The sequence below is a fragment of the Kitasatospora sp. NPDC057904 genome (genome assembly GCF_042887925.1).
GTDB lineage: Bacteria > Actinomycetota > Actinomycetes > Streptomycetales > Streptomycetaceae > Kitasatospora.
Map to the genome: position 1 here is coordinate 302,872 of NZ_JBHVOL010000008.1, position 18,353 is coordinate 321,224.

General features: G+C 73.7%; 16 protein-coding genes. 7 read left to right on the forward strand and 9 right to left on the reverse strand.

Annotated features, from left to right (window positions below; translation table 11 throughout):
* Window positions 1–116 precede the first annotated feature (116 nt).
* Both ACFVSN_RS22315 and ACFVSN_RS22320 read left to right on the forward strand, forming a co-directional pair.
* Window positions 117–1,331 carry an acetyl-CoA C-acetyltransferase gene (locus ACFVSN_RS22315; protein ID WP_380437481.1) on the forward strand — a complete coding sequence of 405 codons (1,215 nt, stop codon included), beginning with the start codon at window positions 117–119 and terminating at the stop codon, window positions 1,329–1,331.
* A 37-nt stretch (window positions 1,332–1,368) separates the two neighbouring features.
* Window positions 1,369–3,546 carry a 3-hydroxyacyl-CoA dehydrogenase NAD-binding domain-containing protein gene (locus tag ACFVSN_RS22320; protein ID WP_380437479.1) on the forward strand — a complete coding sequence of 726 codons (2,178 nt, stop codon included), beginning with the start codon at window positions 1,369–1,371 and terminating at the stop codon, window positions 3,544–3,546.
* 144 nt (window positions 3,547–3,690) lie between these two features.
* On the opposite strand, the gene ACFVSN_RS22325 is transcribed toward ACFVSN_RS22320, so the two are convergent.
* From ACFVSN_RS22325 to ACFVSN_RS22340, 4 genes are all read right to left on the reverse strand, one after another.
* Entirely contained in the window at window positions 3,691–4,446 is a 756-nt protein-coding gene (locus ACFVSN_RS22325; protein WP_380437477.1) for a MerR family transcriptional regulator, read from the reverse strand.
* Window positions 4,447–4,645: 199 nt separating this feature from the next.
* Window positions 4,646–5,680, reverse strand: a complete 1,035-nt coding sequence (locus tag ACFVSN_RS22330) for an isopenicillin N synthase family dioxygenase (RefSeq protein ID WP_387593210.1) — start codon at window positions 5,678–5,680, stop codon at window positions 4,646–4,648.
* Window positions 5,681–6,148: 468 nt separating this feature from the next.
* A complete protein-coding gene (locus tag ACFVSN_RS22335) occupies window positions 6,149–6,808 on the reverse strand; it encodes a response regulator transcription factor (RefSeq protein ID WP_380437475.1) in 660 nt (219 codons plus the stop codon).
* Complete coding sequence (locus ACFVSN_RS22340) at window positions 6,760–8,226, reverse strand: histidine kinase (protein ID WP_387593207.1); 1,467 nt, start codon at window positions 8,224–8,226, stop codon at window positions 6,760–6,762. Before ACFVSN_RS22340 ends, ACFVSN_RS22335 begins: the two co-directional genes overlap by 49 nt.
* A 238-nt stretch (window positions 8,227–8,464) precedes the next feature.
* Here ACFVSN_RS22340 and ACFVSN_RS22345 point away from each other — a divergent pair, with 238 nt between their 5' ends.
* Window positions 8,465–9,175 (forward strand): ABC transporter ATP-binding protein, encoded by a 711-nt coding sequence (locus tag ACFVSN_RS22345; protein ID WP_380437471.1) that lies wholly within the window; start codon window positions 8,465–8,467, stop codon window positions 9,173–9,175.
* A 100-nt stretch (window positions 9,176–9,275) separates the two neighbouring features.
* Window positions 9,276–11,663, forward strand: a complete 2,388-nt coding sequence (locus tag ACFVSN_RS22350) for an FtsX-like permease family protein (protein WP_387593204.1) — start codon at window positions 9,276–9,278, stop codon at window positions 11,661–11,663.
* Between the two features lie 241 nt (window positions 11,664–11,904).
* On the opposite strand, the gene ACFVSN_RS22355 is transcribed toward ACFVSN_RS22350, so the two are convergent.
* The 4 genes from ACFVSN_RS22355 to ACFVSN_RS22370 form a co-directional block, all read right to left on the reverse strand.
* Window positions 11,905–12,666: a MerR family transcriptional regulator gene (locus ACFVSN_RS22355; protein WP_387956468.1), complete on the reverse strand. Its 762-nt coding sequence runs from the start codon at window positions 12,664–12,666 to the stop codon at window positions 11,905–11,907.
* Between the two features lie 298 nt (window positions 12,667–12,964).
* Window positions 12,965–13,339, reverse strand: a complete 375-nt coding sequence (locus ACFVSN_RS22360; RefSeq protein ID WP_380437465.1) for a hypothetical protein — start codon at window positions 13,337–13,339, stop codon at window positions 12,965–12,967.
* 224 nt (window positions 13,340–13,563) lie between these two features.
* Window positions 13,564–14,778: an SUKH-4 family immunity protein gene (locus tag ACFVSN_RS22365; RefSeq protein WP_387593202.1), complete on the reverse strand. Its 1,215-nt coding sequence runs from the start codon at window positions 14,776–14,778 to the stop codon at window positions 13,564–13,566.
* Between the two features lie 93 nt (window positions 14,779–14,871).
* Window positions 14,872–15,870, reverse strand: coding sequence for a hypothetical protein (locus tag ACFVSN_RS22370; RefSeq protein WP_387593199.1), 999 nt, complete (start codon window positions 15,868–15,870; stop codon window positions 14,872–14,874).
* 190 nt (window positions 15,871–16,060) lie between these two features.
* On the opposite strand from ACFVSN_RS22370, the gene ACFVSN_RS22375 reads away from it, so the two are divergent.
* Together ACFVSN_RS22375 and ACFVSN_RS22380 are read left to right on the forward strand one after the other, a co-directional pair.
* Window positions 16,061–16,471 carry a hypothetical protein gene (locus tag ACFVSN_RS22375; RefSeq protein ID WP_387593196.1) on the forward strand — a complete coding sequence of 137 codons (411 nt, stop codon included), beginning with the start codon at window positions 16,061–16,063 and terminating at the stop codon, window positions 16,469–16,471.
* Window positions 16,472–16,591: 120 nt separating this feature from the next.
* Entirely contained in the window at window positions 16,592–16,789 is a 198-nt protein-coding gene (locus ACFVSN_RS22380) for a hypothetical protein (protein WP_387593193.1), read from the forward strand.
* Here ACFVSN_RS22380 and ACFVSN_RS22385 read toward each other — a convergent pair.
* Window positions 16,782–17,369, reverse strand: a complete 588-nt coding sequence (locus ACFVSN_RS22385) for a DinB family protein (protein WP_387593190.1) — start codon at window positions 17,367–17,369, stop codon at window positions 16,782–16,784. The genes ACFVSN_RS22380 and ACFVSN_RS22385 overlap by 8 nt on opposite strands.
* Before the next feature lie 111 nt (window positions 17,370–17,480).
* Here ACFVSN_RS22385 and ACFVSN_RS22390 point away from each other — a divergent pair, with 111 nt between their 5' ends.
* A complete protein-coding gene (locus tag ACFVSN_RS22390; RefSeq protein ID WP_387593187.1) occupies window positions 17,481–18,353 on the forward strand; it encodes a class I SAM-dependent methyltransferase in 873 nt (290 codons plus the stop codon).

Here is an 18,353-nt window from a genome sequence, read left to right on the forward strand (position 1 = left end):
TCCGGCCCTCCCGGATCTCCCGGTTCTCCTCGTCCTCCGGCCCCTAAGCCCTGAATCCCCTAAGCCCCGAAGCTCTGAAGTCCCGAAGTCCTGAAGCCCCGAAAGGCGTTCCCACCGTGACCACCGAAGCGTACGTCTACGACGCGATCCGCACCCCGCGCGGCCGGGGCAAGGCCACCGGCTCGCTGCACGGCACCAAGCCGATCGACCTGGTCGTCGGCCTGATCCACGAGCTGCGCGGCCGCTTCCCCGACCTGGACCCGGCAGCGATCGACGACATCGTGCTCGGCGTCGTCAGCCCGATCGGCGACCAGGGCTCCGACATCGCCCGGATCGCCGCCATCGCGGCCGGCCTGCCCGACACCGTCGCCGGCGTGCAGGAGAACCGCTTCTGCGCCTCCGGCCTGGAGGCCGTCAACCTGGCCGCCGCCAAGGTCCGTTCCGGCTGGGAGGACCTGATCCTGGCCGGCGGCGTGGAGTCCATGTCCCGGGTGAAGATGGCCTCCGACGGCGGCGCCTGGTTCGCCGACCCGATGACGGCCTACGAGACCAACTTCGCCCCGCAGGGCATCGGCGCCGACCTGATCGCCACCATCGAGGGCTTCTCGCGCACCGATGTGGACGCCTTCGCCGCCGAGTCCCAGGCCCGCGCCGCCAAGGCCCAGGCGGACGGCCTCTTCGACCGCTCGGTCGTCCCGGTGCGCGACCGCAACGGCCTGGTGGTCCTGGACCGCGACGAGTTCATCCGCCCCGGCACCACGGTCGAGACCCTGGCCGGCCTCAAGCCCTCCTTCGCCCAGATCGGCGACGCCGGCGGCTTCGACGCCGTCGCGCTGCAGAAGTACCACTGGGTCGAGGCCATCGACCACGTCCACCACGCCGGCAACTCCTCCGGCATCGTGGACGGCGCCGCGCTGGTCGCCATCGGCAACCGCGAGGTCGGCGAGCGGTACGGGCTGCGCCCCCGCGCCCGGATCGTCTCCGCCGCCGTCTCCGGCTCCGAGCCGACCATCATGCTCACCGGCCCCGCCCCGGCCACCCGCAAGGCCCTCGCCAAGGCCGGGCTCACCGCCGCCGACATCGACCTCGTCGAGATCAACGAGGCCTTCGCCGCCGTCGCACTGCGCTTCATCCGCGAACTCGGCTTCCGCCACGACCAGGTGAACGTCAACGGTGGCGCGATCGCGCTCGGCCACCCGCTCGGCGCCACCGGCGCGATGCTGATCGGCACCGTGATCGACGAACTGGAGCGGCGCGACCTGCGCTACGGCCTCGTCACCCTGTGCGTGGGCGGCGGCATGGGCATCGCCACCGTCGTCGAGCGCATCTGACCTCCCCGTTCCTCGGATCCCCGGAGACCCTGACCTCATGAGCGACACCACCACCATCCGCTGGGAGCAGGACCAGGACGGCGTGGTCACCCTCGTCCTCGACGACCCCACCCAGTCCGTCAACACCATGAACGACGCCTTCACCGCCGACTTCGACACCGTCGTCGAGCGGCTGGCCGGCCTCGCCGCCTCGGACGAGCTGCGCGGCGTCGTCGTCACCTCGGGCAAGAAGACCTTCTTCGCCGGGGGAGACCTCCGGATGCTCTCCGCCGCCCGCCCCGAGGACGCCGCCGCCGTCTTCGAGAAGTCGATGCGGCTCAAGCGCGCGCTGCGCACCCTGGAGACCCTCGGCAAGCCGGTCGTCGCGGCCGTCAACGGCAGCGCCCTCGGCGGCGGGCTGGAGATCGCGCTCGCCTGCCACCACCGGATCGCCCTGGACACCCCCGCCAGCCGGATCGGCCTGCCCGAGGTGACCCTCGGCCTGCTGCCGGGCGGCGGCGGGGTGGTCCGCACGGTGCGGCTGTTCGGCATCGCCGACGCCCTGCTCAAGGTGCTGCTCCAGGGCCGCCAGTACCGCCCGGCGCAGGCGCTGGAGCAGGGCATCGTCCACGAACTCGCCGCCACCCCGGAGGAGCTGACGGCGAAGGCGCGGGCCTGGATCGCGGCCAACCCGACCGCCGTCCAGCCCTGGGACGTCAAGGGCTACAAGATCCCCGGCGGCACCCCGTCGACCCCGGCGCTCGCCGCCAACCTGCCCGCCTTCCCGGCCAACCTGCGCAAGCAGCTGGCCGGCGCGCCCTACCCGGCCCCGCGCAACATCCTCGCCGCCGCCGTCGAGAGCTCCCAGGTGGACATCGACACGGCCATGGTGATCGAGGCCCGCTACTTCACCGAGCTGGCCTGCGGACAGACCAGCAAGAACATGATCCAGGCCCTGTTCTTCGACATGCAGGCCGTCAACTCGGGCGCCGGCCGCCCGAAGGACGTCGAGAAGCGGACGGTCCGCAAGGTCGCCGTGCTCGGTGCGGGCATGATGGGCGCGGGCATCGCCTACGCGTGCGCCAAGGCCGGCATCGAGGTCGTGCTCAAGGACGTCAGCGTCGAGGCCGCCGAGCGCGGCAAGGCCTACAGCGCGGGCCTGCTGGACAAGGCCGTCGCCCGGGGCCGCTCCACCGAGGCCAAGCGCGACGAGCTGCTCGCCCGGATCACCCCCACCGGCGACCCGGCCGACCTGGCCGGCTGCGACGCGGTGATCGAGGCCGTCTTCGAGAACACCGAGCTCAAGCACAAGGTGTTCCAGGAGATCGAGGGCGTCGTCGCCCCCGACGCGCTGCTCTGCTCCAACACCTCCACCCTGCCCATCGGCGTGCTCGCCGAAGGCGTGCAGCGCGTGGGCGACTTCATCGGCCTGCACTTCTTCTCGCCGGTCGACAAGATGCGGCTGGTAGAGATCATCCGCGGTCCGCAGACCGGCGACGAGGCCCTCGCCCGCGCCTTCGACCTCGTCCGGCAGATCGACAAGACCCCGATCGTCGTCAACGACTCGCGCGGCTTCTTCACCTCCCGGGTGATCGGCCAGTTCCTCAACGAGGGCGTCGCCATGGTCGGGGAGGGCATCGAGCCCGCCAGCATCGAGCAGGCCGCGGCCCAGGCCGGCTACCCCGCCAAGGTGCTCTCGCTGGTGGACGAGCTCACCCTCACCCTGCCCCGCAAGATCCGCGACGAGTACCGCCGCGCCACCGAGGCGGTCGGCGGCACCTGGACGCCGCACCCGGCCGACGCGGTCGTCGACCGTATGGTCGACGAGTTCGGCCGCCCCGGCCGCAGCGGCGGCGCCGGCTTCTACGAGTACGGCGAGGACGGCCGGCGCGGGCGGCTCTGGCCGGGGCTGCGCGAGCACTTCACCCGCGCCGACGCCGAGGTGCCCTTCGAGGACCTCAAGGAGCGCATGCTGTTCAGCGAGGCGCTCGACTCGGTGCGCTGCCTGGAGGAGGGCGTCCTGACCTCCGTCGCCGACGCGAATGTCGGCTCCATCCTCGGCATCGGCTTCCCGGCCTGGACCGGCGGTGTGTTCCAGTACATCAACGGCTACGAGGGCGGCCCGGCCGGCTTCGCGGCCCGGGCCCGCGAGCTCGCCGCTGCCTACGGCGAGCGGTTCGCGCCGCCCGCGCTGCTGGAGCGGATGGCGGCGGAGGGGCGGACGTTCTCCGACTGAGGACTCCGACCGGGGACTCTGCCAGGGGTCTCCGGCTGAGGACTCTGCCGGGGGTCTCCGCCTGAGGTGCGCTGCCTGAGGCGGAGGTCCTCCGCCTCGCGGGCGCTTCCCGAGGTGCGCCCCCCGGGTGCGCCGACGGATCCGTCAGTCCTGGGCGGGTGGGGCCGTGTCACGCACGGCCTCACCCAACTCCTCGCGCAGCGACCGCTGGAACGCCGTCACGAGCGCCTGCGCCACCATCGGCTGGATGTGGTCGGTCAGCGCCTTCATCCGCACCAGATCGTCCGGTGCGGGTTCGCTCTCCCGATAGGGCTTCCACACCGTCTCCCGGAAGAGCCGGTGCAACTCCCGGGCCGTGGCCCGGCTGTGCTCCAGCACCACGGCCCGGGCGGCCAGCAGCGTCTCCAGCGGGATCGGCACGTCCAGGATGCGCACCCCCAGCGGGAGCAGCCCCGGATCCACCCGGAACACCTCCGGGTCGGCCGTCCGTTCCAGCGCCCCCATCGCGAGGAGCCGGTCCACCTGCTCCTCGGACAGCTCGCGCCCGGCCCGGCGTTCCAGTTGCTCCCGTCCGACCTCCTCGGCAGCCTCCGGGGTCCAGGAGGCCACCAGCGCGCGGTGGATGGCGAGGTCCAGCGGCGTGCTGTCCTCCGGCAGACGGGCGAGGTAGCGCTCGATCGCGGCCAGCGTCAGCCCCTGTCGCTGCAACTCCTCGATCAGCCCCAGCCGGTCCAGGTGCGTGACGCCGTACAGCCCGACGCGGCGCGGCCCCAACTCGGGCGGCGGCAGCAGCCCCTTCGTCCCGTAGAACCGGACGGTCCGCACCGTGACCCCGGCCCGCGCCGCCAGCTCGTCCACCGTCAGCCGGACCTCACCCGCCACGGCCCCGTGCTCCCCCATCCGCCGCCTCCCGCTGCGCTGGCACACTCATGCTGTAACAGCAGCAGTGTGACAGTGCCCGCCCCGCCGGTCCACCGCGTCCTTGAGCGCTGTCGACCCGGATCACTGTCGATCCGGGACACTGCCGCTCCGGGGCCCTGCTGTTTTGGGACGTTGCCGCTCTGGGGCACGCGACCGGCGGGGCGGGGCGACGGCCGGTTCAGCGGGAGGCGGTCTCCGCCAGGCCGGGGTGGTGGCGGCGGGTGACCTCAGGATGGGCCCTTGTGTACCCCTTCCACTCGTTTTGCCCGAATTCGGCGAACAGCGGGTTGTCCGGGTCCTCGGTCGCGCCGGGGGCGTGGTGCGCGAGCGGGAAGTCGAGCGGCTCGATGTGGGCGTCGAGGCGGGGGTTGTAGAAGAACGGCACCGAGTAGCGCTCGTGCGCTCCGGGCGGGCTGACCACGCGGTGGCTGGTGGCCTTGAGGTAGCCGTCGGTGGCGACCTCCAGCAGCTCGCCGAGGTTGACGACGAAGGCGCCCTCCAGCGGCGGGATGTCGAGGAAGGTGCCGTCCGGGCGCTCGACCTGGAGCCCGCCGACGGTGTCCTGGAGGAGCAGCGTGATGAAGCCGTAGTCCTTGTGCGCGCCGACGCCCTGGCCGGCGCCGTCCGGGGCGGTGCCGGGGTAGCGGACGAGCTTGAGCCGCAGGTGGGGGTGGCCGGCGAAGGCGGCGTCGTAGAAGTCGGGGCGGGCCCCGATCGCGGTGAGGAGTTCGTGCAGCAGGTGGCGGGCGACGGAGCCCAGGCGGTCGATCCACCCGAGGGCCGCGGTGCGCAGCTCGGGGAGCGCCGTGGGCCACTGGTTCGGACCCTCCAGCCACCAGTACGGCGGCTCGCCCCGGCCGGGGACGTGCGGGGGCAGCTCGGCACCGATGTCCAGCTGGTCGCGCCAGTCCTGGCTGCCGCCGGTGCGCTCGTCGCCGGTGCGGGTGTAGCCGCGGTAGTGGGGGGAGTTCAGGTTGCTCACGGCGAGCCGGTCGGCCTCGGGGAGGGCGAAGAAGGCCCGCATCGCTTCGGTGAGAGCGGCCGTCTCGGCCGGGGTTATGCCGTGGCCGACGAGCTGGAAGAAGCCGACGCCGGTGGCGGCGGCGCGGAGCTCGTCGTGCAGGCGGCGGCGGTCCTCGGGACCGCCGTCGGCGAGCGAGAGGTCGATCACCGGGAGTGACTGGAGGTGGGACAGGGTGTGCTGCTGCGTCATGGGTGACATCCGCTGGGTCTCGTCCCGGCCGGTCCCGGTGGTCGACCGGGGGAGGGCGGAGCGGTGGCCTGGTGCGGCGCGTGCTCCGGGTGCCGGGTGGTGGTGGCGGCCCGGTTGGGGCCGCCCTGAGGGTGGTGGCGCGAGGTTCAGCCGGAGCGTCGACAGGACATGCTCGTCACGCGGAGCAGGTCCACGTGGCGACGACGAACAAGGATGAGCACGTCACCAGCCTAAATGACCCGTTCTGTGTCGGGCGAGCCCCCTGCGGCGGAGGGCTCGTCCCCACTTCTCTACTTCTCTGTGCTCTTGTCAAGGAGCCGTTCTCTCGGCCGGGCGGTCCTCAGGCGCCCGGTGCTCGGTCGTGGGACATCTGGTCGTCGGCTCGCCGGCGGTCGGATCGGCGGCAGTCGGGTCGCCAGCAGTCGGGTCGCCAGCAGTCGGGTTCTCGGTGGTTCGTTTCTCGGTCGTTCAGTTCTTCTCCCCGTTGTTGAGGAAGGCGAGGACGGCCAGCACCCGCCGGTTGTCGTCGTCCGAGGGCTGGAGGTCGAGCCGGACGAAGATCGACGCCGTGTGCTTGGCGACCGCGCGCTCGGTGATCACCAGTTGCTGGGCGATCGCGGCGTTGGAGCGGCCCTCGGCCATCAGCGCGAGCACCTGCCGCTCGCGCGGGCTGAGGGTCGCGACCGGGCCGGCCGAGGAGTTGTGGGTGAGCAGTCGGGTGATCACCTCCGGATCCATCGCGGTGCCGCCCTGGGCGACCCGCCGTACCGCGTCGATGAACTGGGCGCCGTCCATCACCCGGTCCTTGAGCAGGTAGCCGATGCCCCCGGTGCTGCCGCCCGCCAGCAGCTCGCGGGCGTATAGCTGCTCGACGAACTGGGAGAGCACCAGCACGGGCAGCCCCGGGTGGGCCTGACGGGCCGCCAGGGCAGCGCGCAGCCCCTCGTCGGTGAAGCCGGGCGGGAGCCGTACGTCGACCACGGCGATGTCCGGCCGGTCGGCGGCCACCGCGGCGAGCAGGTCCTCACCCGTCTCCACGGCCGCCGTGACCTTCATGCCGTTGGCTTCCAACAATCGGGTCAGCCCGTCCCGGAGGAGGAAGAGGTCTTCGGCGATGACAACGCGCACGGGATCTCCAGGTTCACGATGGTCGGACCGCCCGGCGGGCTGCTGATCGCGAGCACCCCGTCGAACGCGGCCAGGCGGCGTTCGGTACCGCTGAGGCCGGTGCCCCGGGACGGGTCGGCGCCGCCGCGCCCGTCGTCGGTCACCGATATCCGCAGCAACCCGTCACTGTGCCCTATCTCGATCCACACGTGTGAGGCGCCCGCGTGTTTCACCACGTTGGCCAGCAGCTCGCTGACCGCGAAGTAGGCGGCGGACTCGACCGGCGCCGGGGGGCGGCCGGTCAGTGTGCCGGCGAAGGTGACCGGCAGGGGGAGGTCCAGTGCCGTGGCCTGGACGGCGTCGGCCAGGCCACGGTCCGCGAGCACCGGCGGGTGGATGCCGCGGACCAGGTCCCGCAGCTCGCCGAGCGCCTTGACCGAGGAGAGCCGGGCCTCGGCCAGCAGGGGGCGCAGCGCCACCGGGTCCTCCACCAGCTGGTCGGCGACGGTCAGCAGCATGCCGAGCGCCACCAGCCGGGCCTGGGCCCCGTCGTGCAGGTCCCGCTCGATGCGGCGCAGCTCGGCGGCGCCGGCGTCGATGGTGTCCGCCCTCGTCCGGGTCAGATGGCTGACCTGGCGGGCCAGTTCGGCCCGCCGGGAGGGCCCGAGCAGGAGGCGCGCGGCCCGCTCGTGCAGCCGCAGGACCGGAGGGGCGGCCCAGAGGGCGGCCACCGGAGCGACCCAGAGCCCCATCATGTAGACGACTCCCAGGTGGACCAGGGGGCCGTTGCGCCCCAGGACCTCCAGCGAGACCGGGGCGAGGACGACGAACGCGGCGGTGAACAGGTAGGCGAGCCCGCTGAGGGCCGTCCAGGCGAGGTCCCGCCAGGTCGCCGGGTCGGTCAGCCAGCCGCCGGACAGCAGCCGCTGCCACGGATCGGTGCCGGCGGCGCGGCGGTACGGCACCGGGACCGGGCGGCCGCTCCACTTCCCGACGACGCGCCTGGTCTCCGCCGCGACCCAGCGCGCGCCGAGCACTCCGAACACGAGCATCGCCGGGGCCAGCCAGAGCGAGCCGGAGCGGCCGCCGGGCGCCGCGCCGCCGTACAGGTGGGTGGCCATCACCGCGAGCGCGCCCGGTGCGGCCAGGGCGGCCCCGACCGCCCGGCCCCCGCCCCCGGTGGCCCAGCAGAGGGCCCAGAGGGCCACCGGCCCGAGCGGCACGAGCAGGATCAGCGGCCCGCCCGGCGAGCGCCCGCCCGAGTCGTCGGGGCCGAGCAGCGCGGCGGCCAGCAGGACCGGCCCGGCCGCCAGCGAGACCAGCCCGGTCACGCCCAGCGTGACCGCGTAAAGCGCTCGTACGCCGGCCACGACGGTGCCCTCTGCCCGCGCGGTGGCCCGCGTCACCACGTTCGTGTTCGTCCCGGCATCGGTCCTCATCCCGCGCCTCCTCTCCGTACGGCGGCCCGCAAGCCCCCCGGTCGATCGGTCGGCAGCCAGTCTGCAGCGCCGTCCACCTGCGGCGCTCTAGGTCTGAACCCCGAAAACCAGGTGTATCTGAATACACCTCAGAGATGCCGCCTAGACAGCTGTCCGGACCCGGGCCCCGGTTCGTAGCGTCGTGTTCCGTCAGTCGGCACCGGCCTTCCGGTGCCGGACCCCGAGCAGTGGAGGGCCCGTGAGTACGCCGATCATCCAGATCCGCGGCGTCGGCAAGACGTACGACCGATCCGACGCCGCCCGTGCCGCGCTGGCCGGGCTCGACCTCGAGGTGGGGGCCGGCGAGGCGCTGGCCGTGCTCGGCCGCTCCGGCAGCGGCAAGTCGACGCTGCTCAACCTGATCGCCGGGCTCGACCGGCCCAGCGAGGGCGGCGTGGTGGTGGACGGCGTCGCTGTGCACGAGCTCGGCGAGGCCGCGCTGGCCGAGTACCGACGGACGCGGATCGGCATGGTCTTCCAGTTCTTCAACCTCCTGGACGACCTGAACGTCGAGGACAACGTGCTGCTCCCGGCCCAACTGGCCGGGATGCGGCGGGAGAAGGCCCGGGCCCGGGCCGGTGAGCTGCTGGAGCGGCTCGGGGTGGCCCGGCACGCCACCGCCTTCCCCGGCCGGCTCTCCGGCGGCGAGCGCCAGCGCGTCGCGGTGGCCCGGGCGTTGATGAACCGTCCGCCGCTCCTGCTGGCCGACGAGCCGACGGGGGCGCTCGACTCGGCCTCGGCCGCCGACGTCCGGAGCCTGCTCACCGAACTCAACGCGGAGGGCCAGACGATCCTGTTGGTCACCCACGACACCGCGCTCGCCGACGCCTGCGCGAGCCGGACGATCGAACTGCTCGACGGCCGACTCGTCCGGGACACCGCGGCGCCCGTCACCGGAGGTGTGCGGTGAGCCGGCGGTGGGGTCACCCCCGACCGGGGGCCGGAGGAGAGCGGAGAACGGGACGGCGCGGGTGGGCGATCGCCCCTGCCGACGGAAGGGAGGTGGGCGCATGAGCGCGCTGAGCAAGGTGGTTCGGGCCGGGGTCGGGCGCAAGCGGGTGCAGACGCTCGTCATGGTCCTCACCACGATGATGTCCGTGACGGCGTGCATCCTCGCGATGGGGCTGCTGGTCGCCGCGCAGGGGCCCTACCAGCGCTCCTTCGCCGACCAGCGCGGCGCACACCTGAACGTGCTGTACGACCCGGCCAAGGCGACTCCCGCGCAGCTCGCGGCGACCGAGCACGTCCCCGGTGTGACGGCCTCGGCCGGCCCCTACCCGGCGGTCACGGTGCAGGCGCGGTCCGGGCCGGACACCCGGATCCCGCCGCCCGGGAGCCCGCTCCCGCCACTGACGCTGGTCGGCCGGGAGCAGGGCGGTCCGATGGACGACCTGCACATGCTGATGGGCCGGTGGGTCGCGGGCCCCGGTGAGGTGGTGTTCCTGGACGGCCACTCGCCGTTGGCCGTCGGCGACAGCATGGCCTTCCCCGACCTGCCAGGCAGGCCGACCCTCAAGGTCGTCGGCATCGCCTCCTCCGTCTCCTGGAGCGCGGACGGCTGGGTCGCCCCCGGGCAGGTCCCCGCGCTGACCGCGCCCGGTATGGTGCCCGCCCAGCAGTACCTCTACCGCTTCGCCCACGCCGCCACCGACGCCGAGGTCGATGCGGATCACGCCGCGCTCGTCGCCGCGGCGCCGCCCGGCGCGCTCACCACGGCCACCTCCTACCGACCGGCGCAGGCGGAGGCCAACCGGACGGCGGCGACCTTCGTCCCGTTCGTGACGGCCTTCGGGGTGCTCGGCCTGGCCATGTCGGTGCTGATCATCGGGGTGGTGGTCAGCGGCGCCGTCAGCGCGGCGACCCGGCGGATCGGCATCCTCAAGTCGCTCGGCTTCACCCCGGCCCAAGTGGCTCGCGCCTACGTCGGCCAGGCGCTGATCCCCGCCGGGATCGGCACCGCGCTCGGCGTGCTCGGCGGGAACGTGCTCTCCGTCCCCGTCCTCGGGCTGGCCCACAAGGCCCTGCACGGCGGCCTGCTCGGCATACCGCTCTGGGTGGACCTCGCGGTGCCGGCCGTCGCCCTGGCCGCCGTGGTGGCCACCGCACTGGTGCCCGCCCTGCGCGCCGGCCGGCTGCGCACGGTCGAGGCGCTCGCGGTCGGCCGCACGGCGCCGGGCGCCAAGCGGGCCACGGCCCGCGGCGGCGGTGCGGCGGGCTCGGGCCCGGTGGCCGCGGTCCAGCGGCTGATCGGCCGACTGTCGCTGCCGCGTGCCCTGAGCCTCGGGCTGGCGAGTCCGTTCAACCGACCTGGCCGCTCGGCGACCACCGCCGCCGCCGTGGTGCTCGGCACCGCAGGGGTCACGCTCTGCGTCGGCCTCACGCTCTCGCTCACCGGCTTCCAGGAGGGCCTGACGGCCGAGCACGCGGGCAAGGTCGTGGTGGAGGCCCCGATCGACGGCTCCGTGAAGGTCCCCGACCACGTGGACGAGGCGGCCGTGGCCGGGGCGATCGACACCCGCCCCGGCACCCGGGCCTGGTACAGCACCGTTCCGACCTCGGTCGCGGTGGCCGGGAACACCGCCCGCTCCGAAGTGGTGGCCTTCTCCGGCGACGCCTCCTGGAGCGGCTACCAGATGGTCTCGGGCCGCTGGTTCAACGGCCCCGGCGAGGCGGTGGTCGGCTCCGGCTACCTCCGGGCCAACCAGGCGAAGGTGGGCGACACCATCACCCTCACCGACCAGGGGCGCTCCACCCCGGTTCGGATCACCGGTGAGGTGCTGGCCACCAACGACCTGGTCTTCGTCGACCGGGCCGCGCCGACCGCGCTGGGCTCGCCCGTCCACGCCGAAGCGATCGCCTACCACATCGACCTCACCGCCGGCACCGATGCCAAGGCGTACGCGGACGGGCTCGACGCCGCCGTCCGGCCACTGGGCCTCGGCGCCGAGCCCGGTGGGACGCACCTCAACCTCGTCGTCCTCGCGATGAACACCCTGGCCGGGACACTGACCCTGCTGCTGATCGCGGTGGCCGGCCTCGGCGTTCTCAACACGGTGCTGCTGGACACCCGCGAACGGGTGCACGACCTCGGGGTGTTCAAGGCGCTCGGGATGTCGCCCCGGCAGACGGTCGGCATGGTGCTCACCTCCGTCTGCGGGAGCGGGCTGGTGGCCGGGCTGGTCGGAGTGCCGATCGGGATCCTGGTGCACCACTGGGTGATGCCGGCCACGGCGAGCGCCGCCGGGGTCGGGGTGCCCGAGGCGGACCTGGCCGTGTTCGCCCCCTCGGTGGTGGGGCCGCTGATACTCGGCGGCCTGGTGCTGGCGCTGATCGGCGCCCTCCTGCCCGCGACCTGGGCGGCCCGCACCCGGACGGTCACGGCGCTGCGCACCGAGTGAGGCCGCCGCCGGGCCGGGAGGTCGCTGCTCGGGGCGGCCGGAGCGGCGGCCCGGCCCGAGCAGCGTCCCGCGGCCGTGGCCTGCCACCGACCGCCCCAGACCGGCCCCAGACCGCCCCACCGCGCCGACCGCCCTGACGGCCCTGACCGGCCATCATCGACCGTCCTGACCTCCTTGACCGTCCTGATCAGCCGTGGCCTTCCACCGGCTGCCCCGACCGGCTGTTACCCGCAGGACCGGCTCAGGAGAGCCGCGCCGCCGCGTAGGCCTCCATGGCGGCCCGCTGGTAGGCGGCCAGGGCCGGGGCGACGGCCTCGTAGACGGCGTGCCACTGCTCGTGCTCCACGCAGGACCGGGCGATCGCGAGGTACTCCTCGACGGGGACCGGTCGGAGCGCGATGAGGGCCCGGTACTCCGTGTCGATCTTGGTCTGCACGGGTTCGGCGTCGGCCGGGAGGCCGTCCGTCATGAACTCGGCGAGCCGGATCATCTGCGCGGTCCGTTCGCGCTGGCCGGCCTCGACCTCGGCCGGGGACATCGTGGCGGTCGCCCGCAAGGCGGCCTCCGCGTGCTCGGGGAAGTCGCGGAGGCTCTCCGCGACGTCCGTGGGCTGGATGCCCTCGAACAGGTTCTCCGGGCGGTTGATGCTGGTCATGGGTGTGCCGTCCTTCCTGGATCGTTCCAGTTCGGCGATCGTGCGGGAGACGGTGGTGGCCAGGCCGTCCAGCCGGTCCCGCTCGGCGACCAACCGGTGGTGGTGGCCGCGCAGGGCCTCCAGTTCGTCCACCTGCTCGCCGAGGATCCGGGCGATCTCGGTCAGCCCGACGCCCAGTGCCCGCAGCACGAGGATCTGCTGCAGATGCAGCAACTGCCGCTCCTCGTAGTAGCGGTGACCGTTGGAGCCGATCCACGCCGGGGGCAGCAGCCCGATCTCGTCGTAGTGCCGCAGGGTCCGGGCGGTGACGCCCGACATCCGGGCGACCTCCGCGATCGGCCAGGCCATGGCCGCCTCCTCCAGGTTGTGTTCCCGCACGTTCGCCGTTCCCGGGCCGGTTGCTCCGGCCCTGGTCACGACGGTAGGAGCTGCCGTTGCGGCAACTTCAAGTCGGCGACGCTGCTTCGTGGCGGCGGTGTCGTTTCAGGGCGTCGTTTCAGGGCGCCGCTTCGAGCGGTCCGCCGTCCGCACGAGTGTGGGGACCGCCTGCCGAGCCGCACCACCGGCGCACCTGGCGAGACGTCAAAAACGTTCTCCAAAACGTCTGAAGGAGGAATTCGTCCGCGCCTACCAGCTCCGTCGGCGTCTACCAGCCCCGCCCGTGTCCCACCTGCCACTCAGCCCCGGGCAGCGGGTGCGGACGGCGGACCCGCGCCAGGGCGGTCAGGGCCCACACTGCCGTCGTCAGCAGTGCGTAGAAGAGCAGCAGTGCCCAGAACGGCGTGGTGGACACACTCCCGTCCTCGAACCGGCACCACGCGTCGGGCGGGAGCCACGAGGCGCCCGTCTCCAGCAGCTGTCCGCTGCCGGTCACCAGGCCCCGCTCGCAGCGCTCCGCGAAGTCCAGTGACCGTGCGTACAGCACCCCGTACACGACGCCCGCGCCGACGAGCGACAGTGCCGCGCCGACGCCGAGCAGGACCGCCCGTCTTCGCGCGGTCGCCGTACGGATGTTCGTCACCGAGGCAGCGTACCGGCCTGCGAGCAGGCACGACCGGTTCGCCGCAGGGTGTGCCTCGGATTGTGCGGCGCAGCGTGTGGCAGGGCGCGGAGCAGGACGTGCGGCGGGGCGGCCACCCTTCGTGTTCGCACCGCCGCGGGGCCGCTCCCGCAGGGCGGCCGCGAACCCCGTGACGGCGGCCCCCAAGGCCCGGGTTCACCCCAGCCGCCGCCCAAGGCCCGGGTTCACCCCAGCAGGCCGCCCATGTGCGCGTCCTCGGCGAGCAGCCGCCACGACCGCCCGGGCGCGAACGCCTCCGGGTCGAGGGCCTCGACCACGCCGTCGACGGCGGTGCTCAGCAGCGACTGCGGGTCGAACACCGCCCAGGTGTCGCGGCCCAGGCCGTAGTCCCAGCGCTCCCACTCGGCGCGCATGCGCTCGTACGTCCACAGCGAGTAGAGCAGGGCGGAGAGGTCGCGGTTGAGGTAGGCCTCGGGTTCGCCGTCGTCGTACCAGTCGGGCAGCTCCAGCAGGCCGGTCGCGCCGTCCAGCGCGATCACGAGGTCCGTCGGCCAGTGCCCGAGGGCGACGAAGTCGCGCTGGTAGGGGCGCTCCTCCTCGCCGTCGAAGTACTCCGGGTACGCCTCGCCCATGGTGACCAGCGGTTCCTCGGACACCCCGAACATCGCCCCGCCCAGCGGCAGGCCGATCCCGGTCAGCAGCCGGCGCGTCGGCTCGTGCACGAGGCCGGGCGGCAGTTCCTCGGGACGGTAGCGGTGCACCAAGCCCTCGTCCGTCAGCGTCGCGATCTCCGCGACCAGGTCCGCGCCGATCTCGTACGCGGGCCCGTCCGGGCCGCCGGGCAGCGCGCCCCAGCCCAGGGCCCGCACCAGCAGCGTCGTGCCCCAGTGCGCGGGCGGGACGTCCGAGCGGCCGAACAGCCCGGGGTCGAGCTCCCGCAGTCGGCGGTCCGCCGCCGCCATCACCTCGGCCACGACGGCCGGACCGCGCCGCCCGTCCAGCGCGTCGGGCCGGCGGGCGGTCTCCGCCACCGACTCGACCTCCCGCACCATCGCGGCCAGCGCGGGCAGGTCGGAGGCCAGGAGGTCGCGGTCCAGGTGCTCGCCCGACGGCTTCGCGAGGAACACCTCGCCGGTGACACCGTCCAGCAGCACCGTGTTCCCGGCGCGCGCGAACGGTGCGCAGTACTCCGTCTCGCCCAGCACGAACAGCGGCCCGGCCGCCTGGGCTCCAGCGGCCGGAGCCCCGGCGGCCTCCGCCAAGGCGGACGGTTCCGCAGACGACGACAGCTCCACCGACTCCAGCGGTCCGTCCCCGAAGCGCCCGAAGTCCAGGAACGCCCCCGTCCGCGGCAGGCCCTCCCGCTCCAGGAACTCCCGGCTCCCCGTGTGCACCACCCCGGCCGGAAGCTCCCCGGCCATCACCAGCCCGTACCCCACGAGCCCACCACCCTCCCCGTACGACCCCCGACCACCCCGGCTGACCACCCCGACCCTAACGGCCGTCGCCGACACCCCCGCACCGGGCCCGCACTACACCCGTGATCCGTCGTCCACGTTCCACCGGACCGGCAGGTCGCCGTCGCAGAACACGCACACGAAGGAGCCCTCGCGGACGATGTTGACGCCCCGGCAGCCCGGGCAGCGCCGGAACACGATCCCGTGCGTGAAGCCGCCCGGGCGGCGCACGCCGATCCGCTCCAGCGCCGCGGCGACGGCAGGCCAGGACACGACGTCCGGACAGTATCCGGTGGACTGGTTGCTGACCTCCTCGGCCGTCCAGCCGTCGAAGCCCGCGTCGTCACCCCGCTCGAAACGGACCTCCCCGGCGCTCAGCACCAACTCGCCGCCCGCGCAGACCACGTGCTCACTGCGGCGCGGGGCGAGGCGCAGGAAGCCGGCGAGGTCGACGACGAAGGTGAACGGTTCCGCGAGCTCCGCGGCGGTCCGTTCGCCCAGCCAGTCGGCAAACTCGGGCTCCGTCCGCACCAGTTGCCCACCCGGTCCGCCGCCACCCCACAACTCCGGCGGTCCTACGTACCGGTACGCCCGCCCCGGGCCGGTCGACACCTCGGCCGGAACGCCGTGATCCCGCAGCAGCAGACCCAGGACGGTCATCTCGGCCTCCGTCCCGACCAGGCCGAAATCACGGAACTCGCCGAGCAGTTCACGCGCCCGACCGAGCGGGACGGCCCCGTCGCCCTCCGGGAGCGCCGGGGAAGCCCGAAAGGTCCGGAACACCCGCAGTGCCGCCACCGCATCGACCGAAGCCCCGACCGGCCGCAGCCGGAACGGCCCGTGCGCGGTCAGCAGCGCCTCCCGGACGGCCTCCGGCGCCGGCTCCGGCCCCGCGTGCTCGCACCAGGCGGCGCCGCAGTCCCGGCAGGACCCTTCGGAGTCCCACCACAGCTCCCAGTCCGGGCCTCGCCCCTGCCTAGGCCCCCGCTCCTGGACGAACTGTCGCACCCACCGCGTAGCCGTGCCCCCGCACCCGTCGCAGCGGGCGGCCAGTTCCACGCCCTGCATCGTCATGCCGGGAAGCCTAGGTGTTCTGTCCCGTGAGGTTGGGGATACGGCTGGAGGGTGGCTTGCCCGCAAGCGAGGTGCCGTGAACCCCGTCCACCTCCGTGGTCGGTGCCCCTGGGGCGTCTGGTTGCATGTGCGGCATGAATGCCATGGTCACGAGCATCATCGCGGTCCTCGGCACGCTCCTGGGTCGACGGTGACGCACGTCTTCCAGCGGCGCGCCGCACTCCGCACGGAGTACAACGCCCGCCTGGAGCGCGGTCGGCAGGAGCGGCTGGAGGCCTTCGGCTCGTACGCCGGACTGCTCGTGGAGTACCGGCAGGCCGCACTGCACCACTGGTTCTGCGTGCACGAGGGGCGTGACGCCGAGGACGAGGTCGAGTTGCGCAAGCGGTCGTTCGAGACGCGCTCCGGGGCGCAGCGGGCCCTGTTCCAGCTCCAGTTGCTCGTTGACGAGCCCGAGCTTCTGGCCGTTGCCGGGGAGGCCTTCGAGCGGATCGGCAGGATCGACCGGGCGGCGGTGGACCGGCAGGACGTCACCGCCCGGCGGGACGGCAGCCGGGAGTCGATCGACGCCTTCGTCGCGACGGCGCGCCGGTACGTGTAGCCGGTGCTCGGCGGACGTAGGCCATGGCCCATCAAATCCCGTTGCGGGCCGTCTCGTACCCGATCAGGGTGAGGACCTGCGGAAGCACACCCGCACCCATGCCCACTGATGGAGCGCCACATGACCGACGACGCCGACACCGGCACGAGCGCCGACACCAGCACCGGCACTGGCACCGGCACTGGCGCCGACGACGGCATCGACGAGAGCCATCTGGCCATGTACAGCCTGCTCGGCAGCCGGCTGCTGCGGGTGACCACGGCCCGGCGCCACGCCGCCGGCGGTCTCCGGCTCGCTGCGGACGCCGAGGTCAGCTGAGCCCGGCGTCCCGCGCGGCGCGCTCCACGCGGGCGTGGTGGGCGGCCCACCAAGGGGCGTCGCCCGGAGCCGTGTTGGCGCCGTCGGGGCGCTGGCCGGTGGCGCCGTCGACGAGTTCGCGGACGAGGTCGGCGTGGCCGGCGTGCCGGTGGGTCTCGGAGACCATGTGGACCAGGACCCGGTGGAGCGTCTGCTTCGACCGTGCGCCGAACGGCACCTGGCCGACCGCGTCGAGGGGCAGCGCCTCGATCGTCTCGTCCGCGTGCGCGCAGGCCCGGCGGTAGCGCCCGACGACGTCCTCCGTGGTCTCGTCGGCCCTGGCCCAGAGGTCGGCGTTCGGTTCGGCGGCGCCGGTGATCCAGAGCGGGGTGGGTTCGGGGAAGGGGCGGCCGAAGGTGTCGCCGAAGTAGAGCGCCTCGGCGCCGGTGAGGTGCTTGACGAGGCCGAGCAGGTTGGTGCCGGTCGGGGTGAGCGGGCGGCGGAGGTCGTACTCGGAGAGGCCGTCGAGCTTCCAGAGCAGGACGTCGCGGGCGTCCTGGAGGTAGACGCGGAGATCGGCCTTGGGGTCGGTGGCGGTCATGGGACCAGTCTGTGGACGGCCCCGGGGCTGTCCACCGGTTTTCGCCGGACGGATGTGGCGTAGCGTCACATCCGCGGATCCGAGGCGGGCGAACCCTGGAAGGCGGCGGCCATGATCGACGGCTGGACGTGGGACGAGACGCTGTTCGCGGGCACGGCCGCGTACTACGAGCGCGGCAGGCTGCCCTACGCGCCCGGCCTGGCGGACGCGCTGGCCGGGGTGCTGCGGCTGGACGGCCGGGGGCGGCTGCTCGACGTGGGCTGCGGGCCGGGGACGTTGGCGCTGCTGCTGGCGCACCGGTTCGAGGAGGTCGTCGGGGTGGATCCGGACGCCGGGATGATCGCCGCGGCCCGTCGGGCGGCGAAGGCGGCCGAAGTGGCCGGCCGCAGCACCTGGTTGCGAATCCGGGCGGAGCAACTTCCGGCCGGGCTGGGAACGTTCACGGTGGCGACGTTCGGCCAGTCCTTCCACTGGATGGACCGTGACCTGGTGGCGGCGACCGTCCGCGGCATGCTGCGTCCCGGCGGAGCGCTCGTGCACGTCTCGGACCTGAAGCCGGACCTGAAACCTGGCGCGGAGTTTCGCGACCCCCGCCCCGCCGAAGGCCTCCCGCACCCGCCCGTCCCCGACGCGGCGATCGGCGAGCTCGTCCGCCGCTACCTGGGCCCGGTCCGGCGCGCGGGCCGGGGCCTCCTGGCCGCCGGCACTCCCGGCAACGAGTCCGCCGTCCTCGCCCGGGCGGGCTTCGCGGGCCCGGAGCGCGTGGTCGTCCCCGGCGGGCTGGTGCTGGAGCGGACGGTGGACGACGTGGTGGCCGGGGTGTTCTCGATGTCCTTCTCGGCGCCGCACCTGTTCGGCCCCGGGCGGGCGGCGTTCGAGGCCGACCTGCGCCGGCTCCTGGCCCGCGCCTCCGCGGCGGGCCGCTTCTCGGTCCGTCAGCCGGCCACCGAGGTGTTCGTCTGGCGGCCCGTCGGCGTGCCCTAG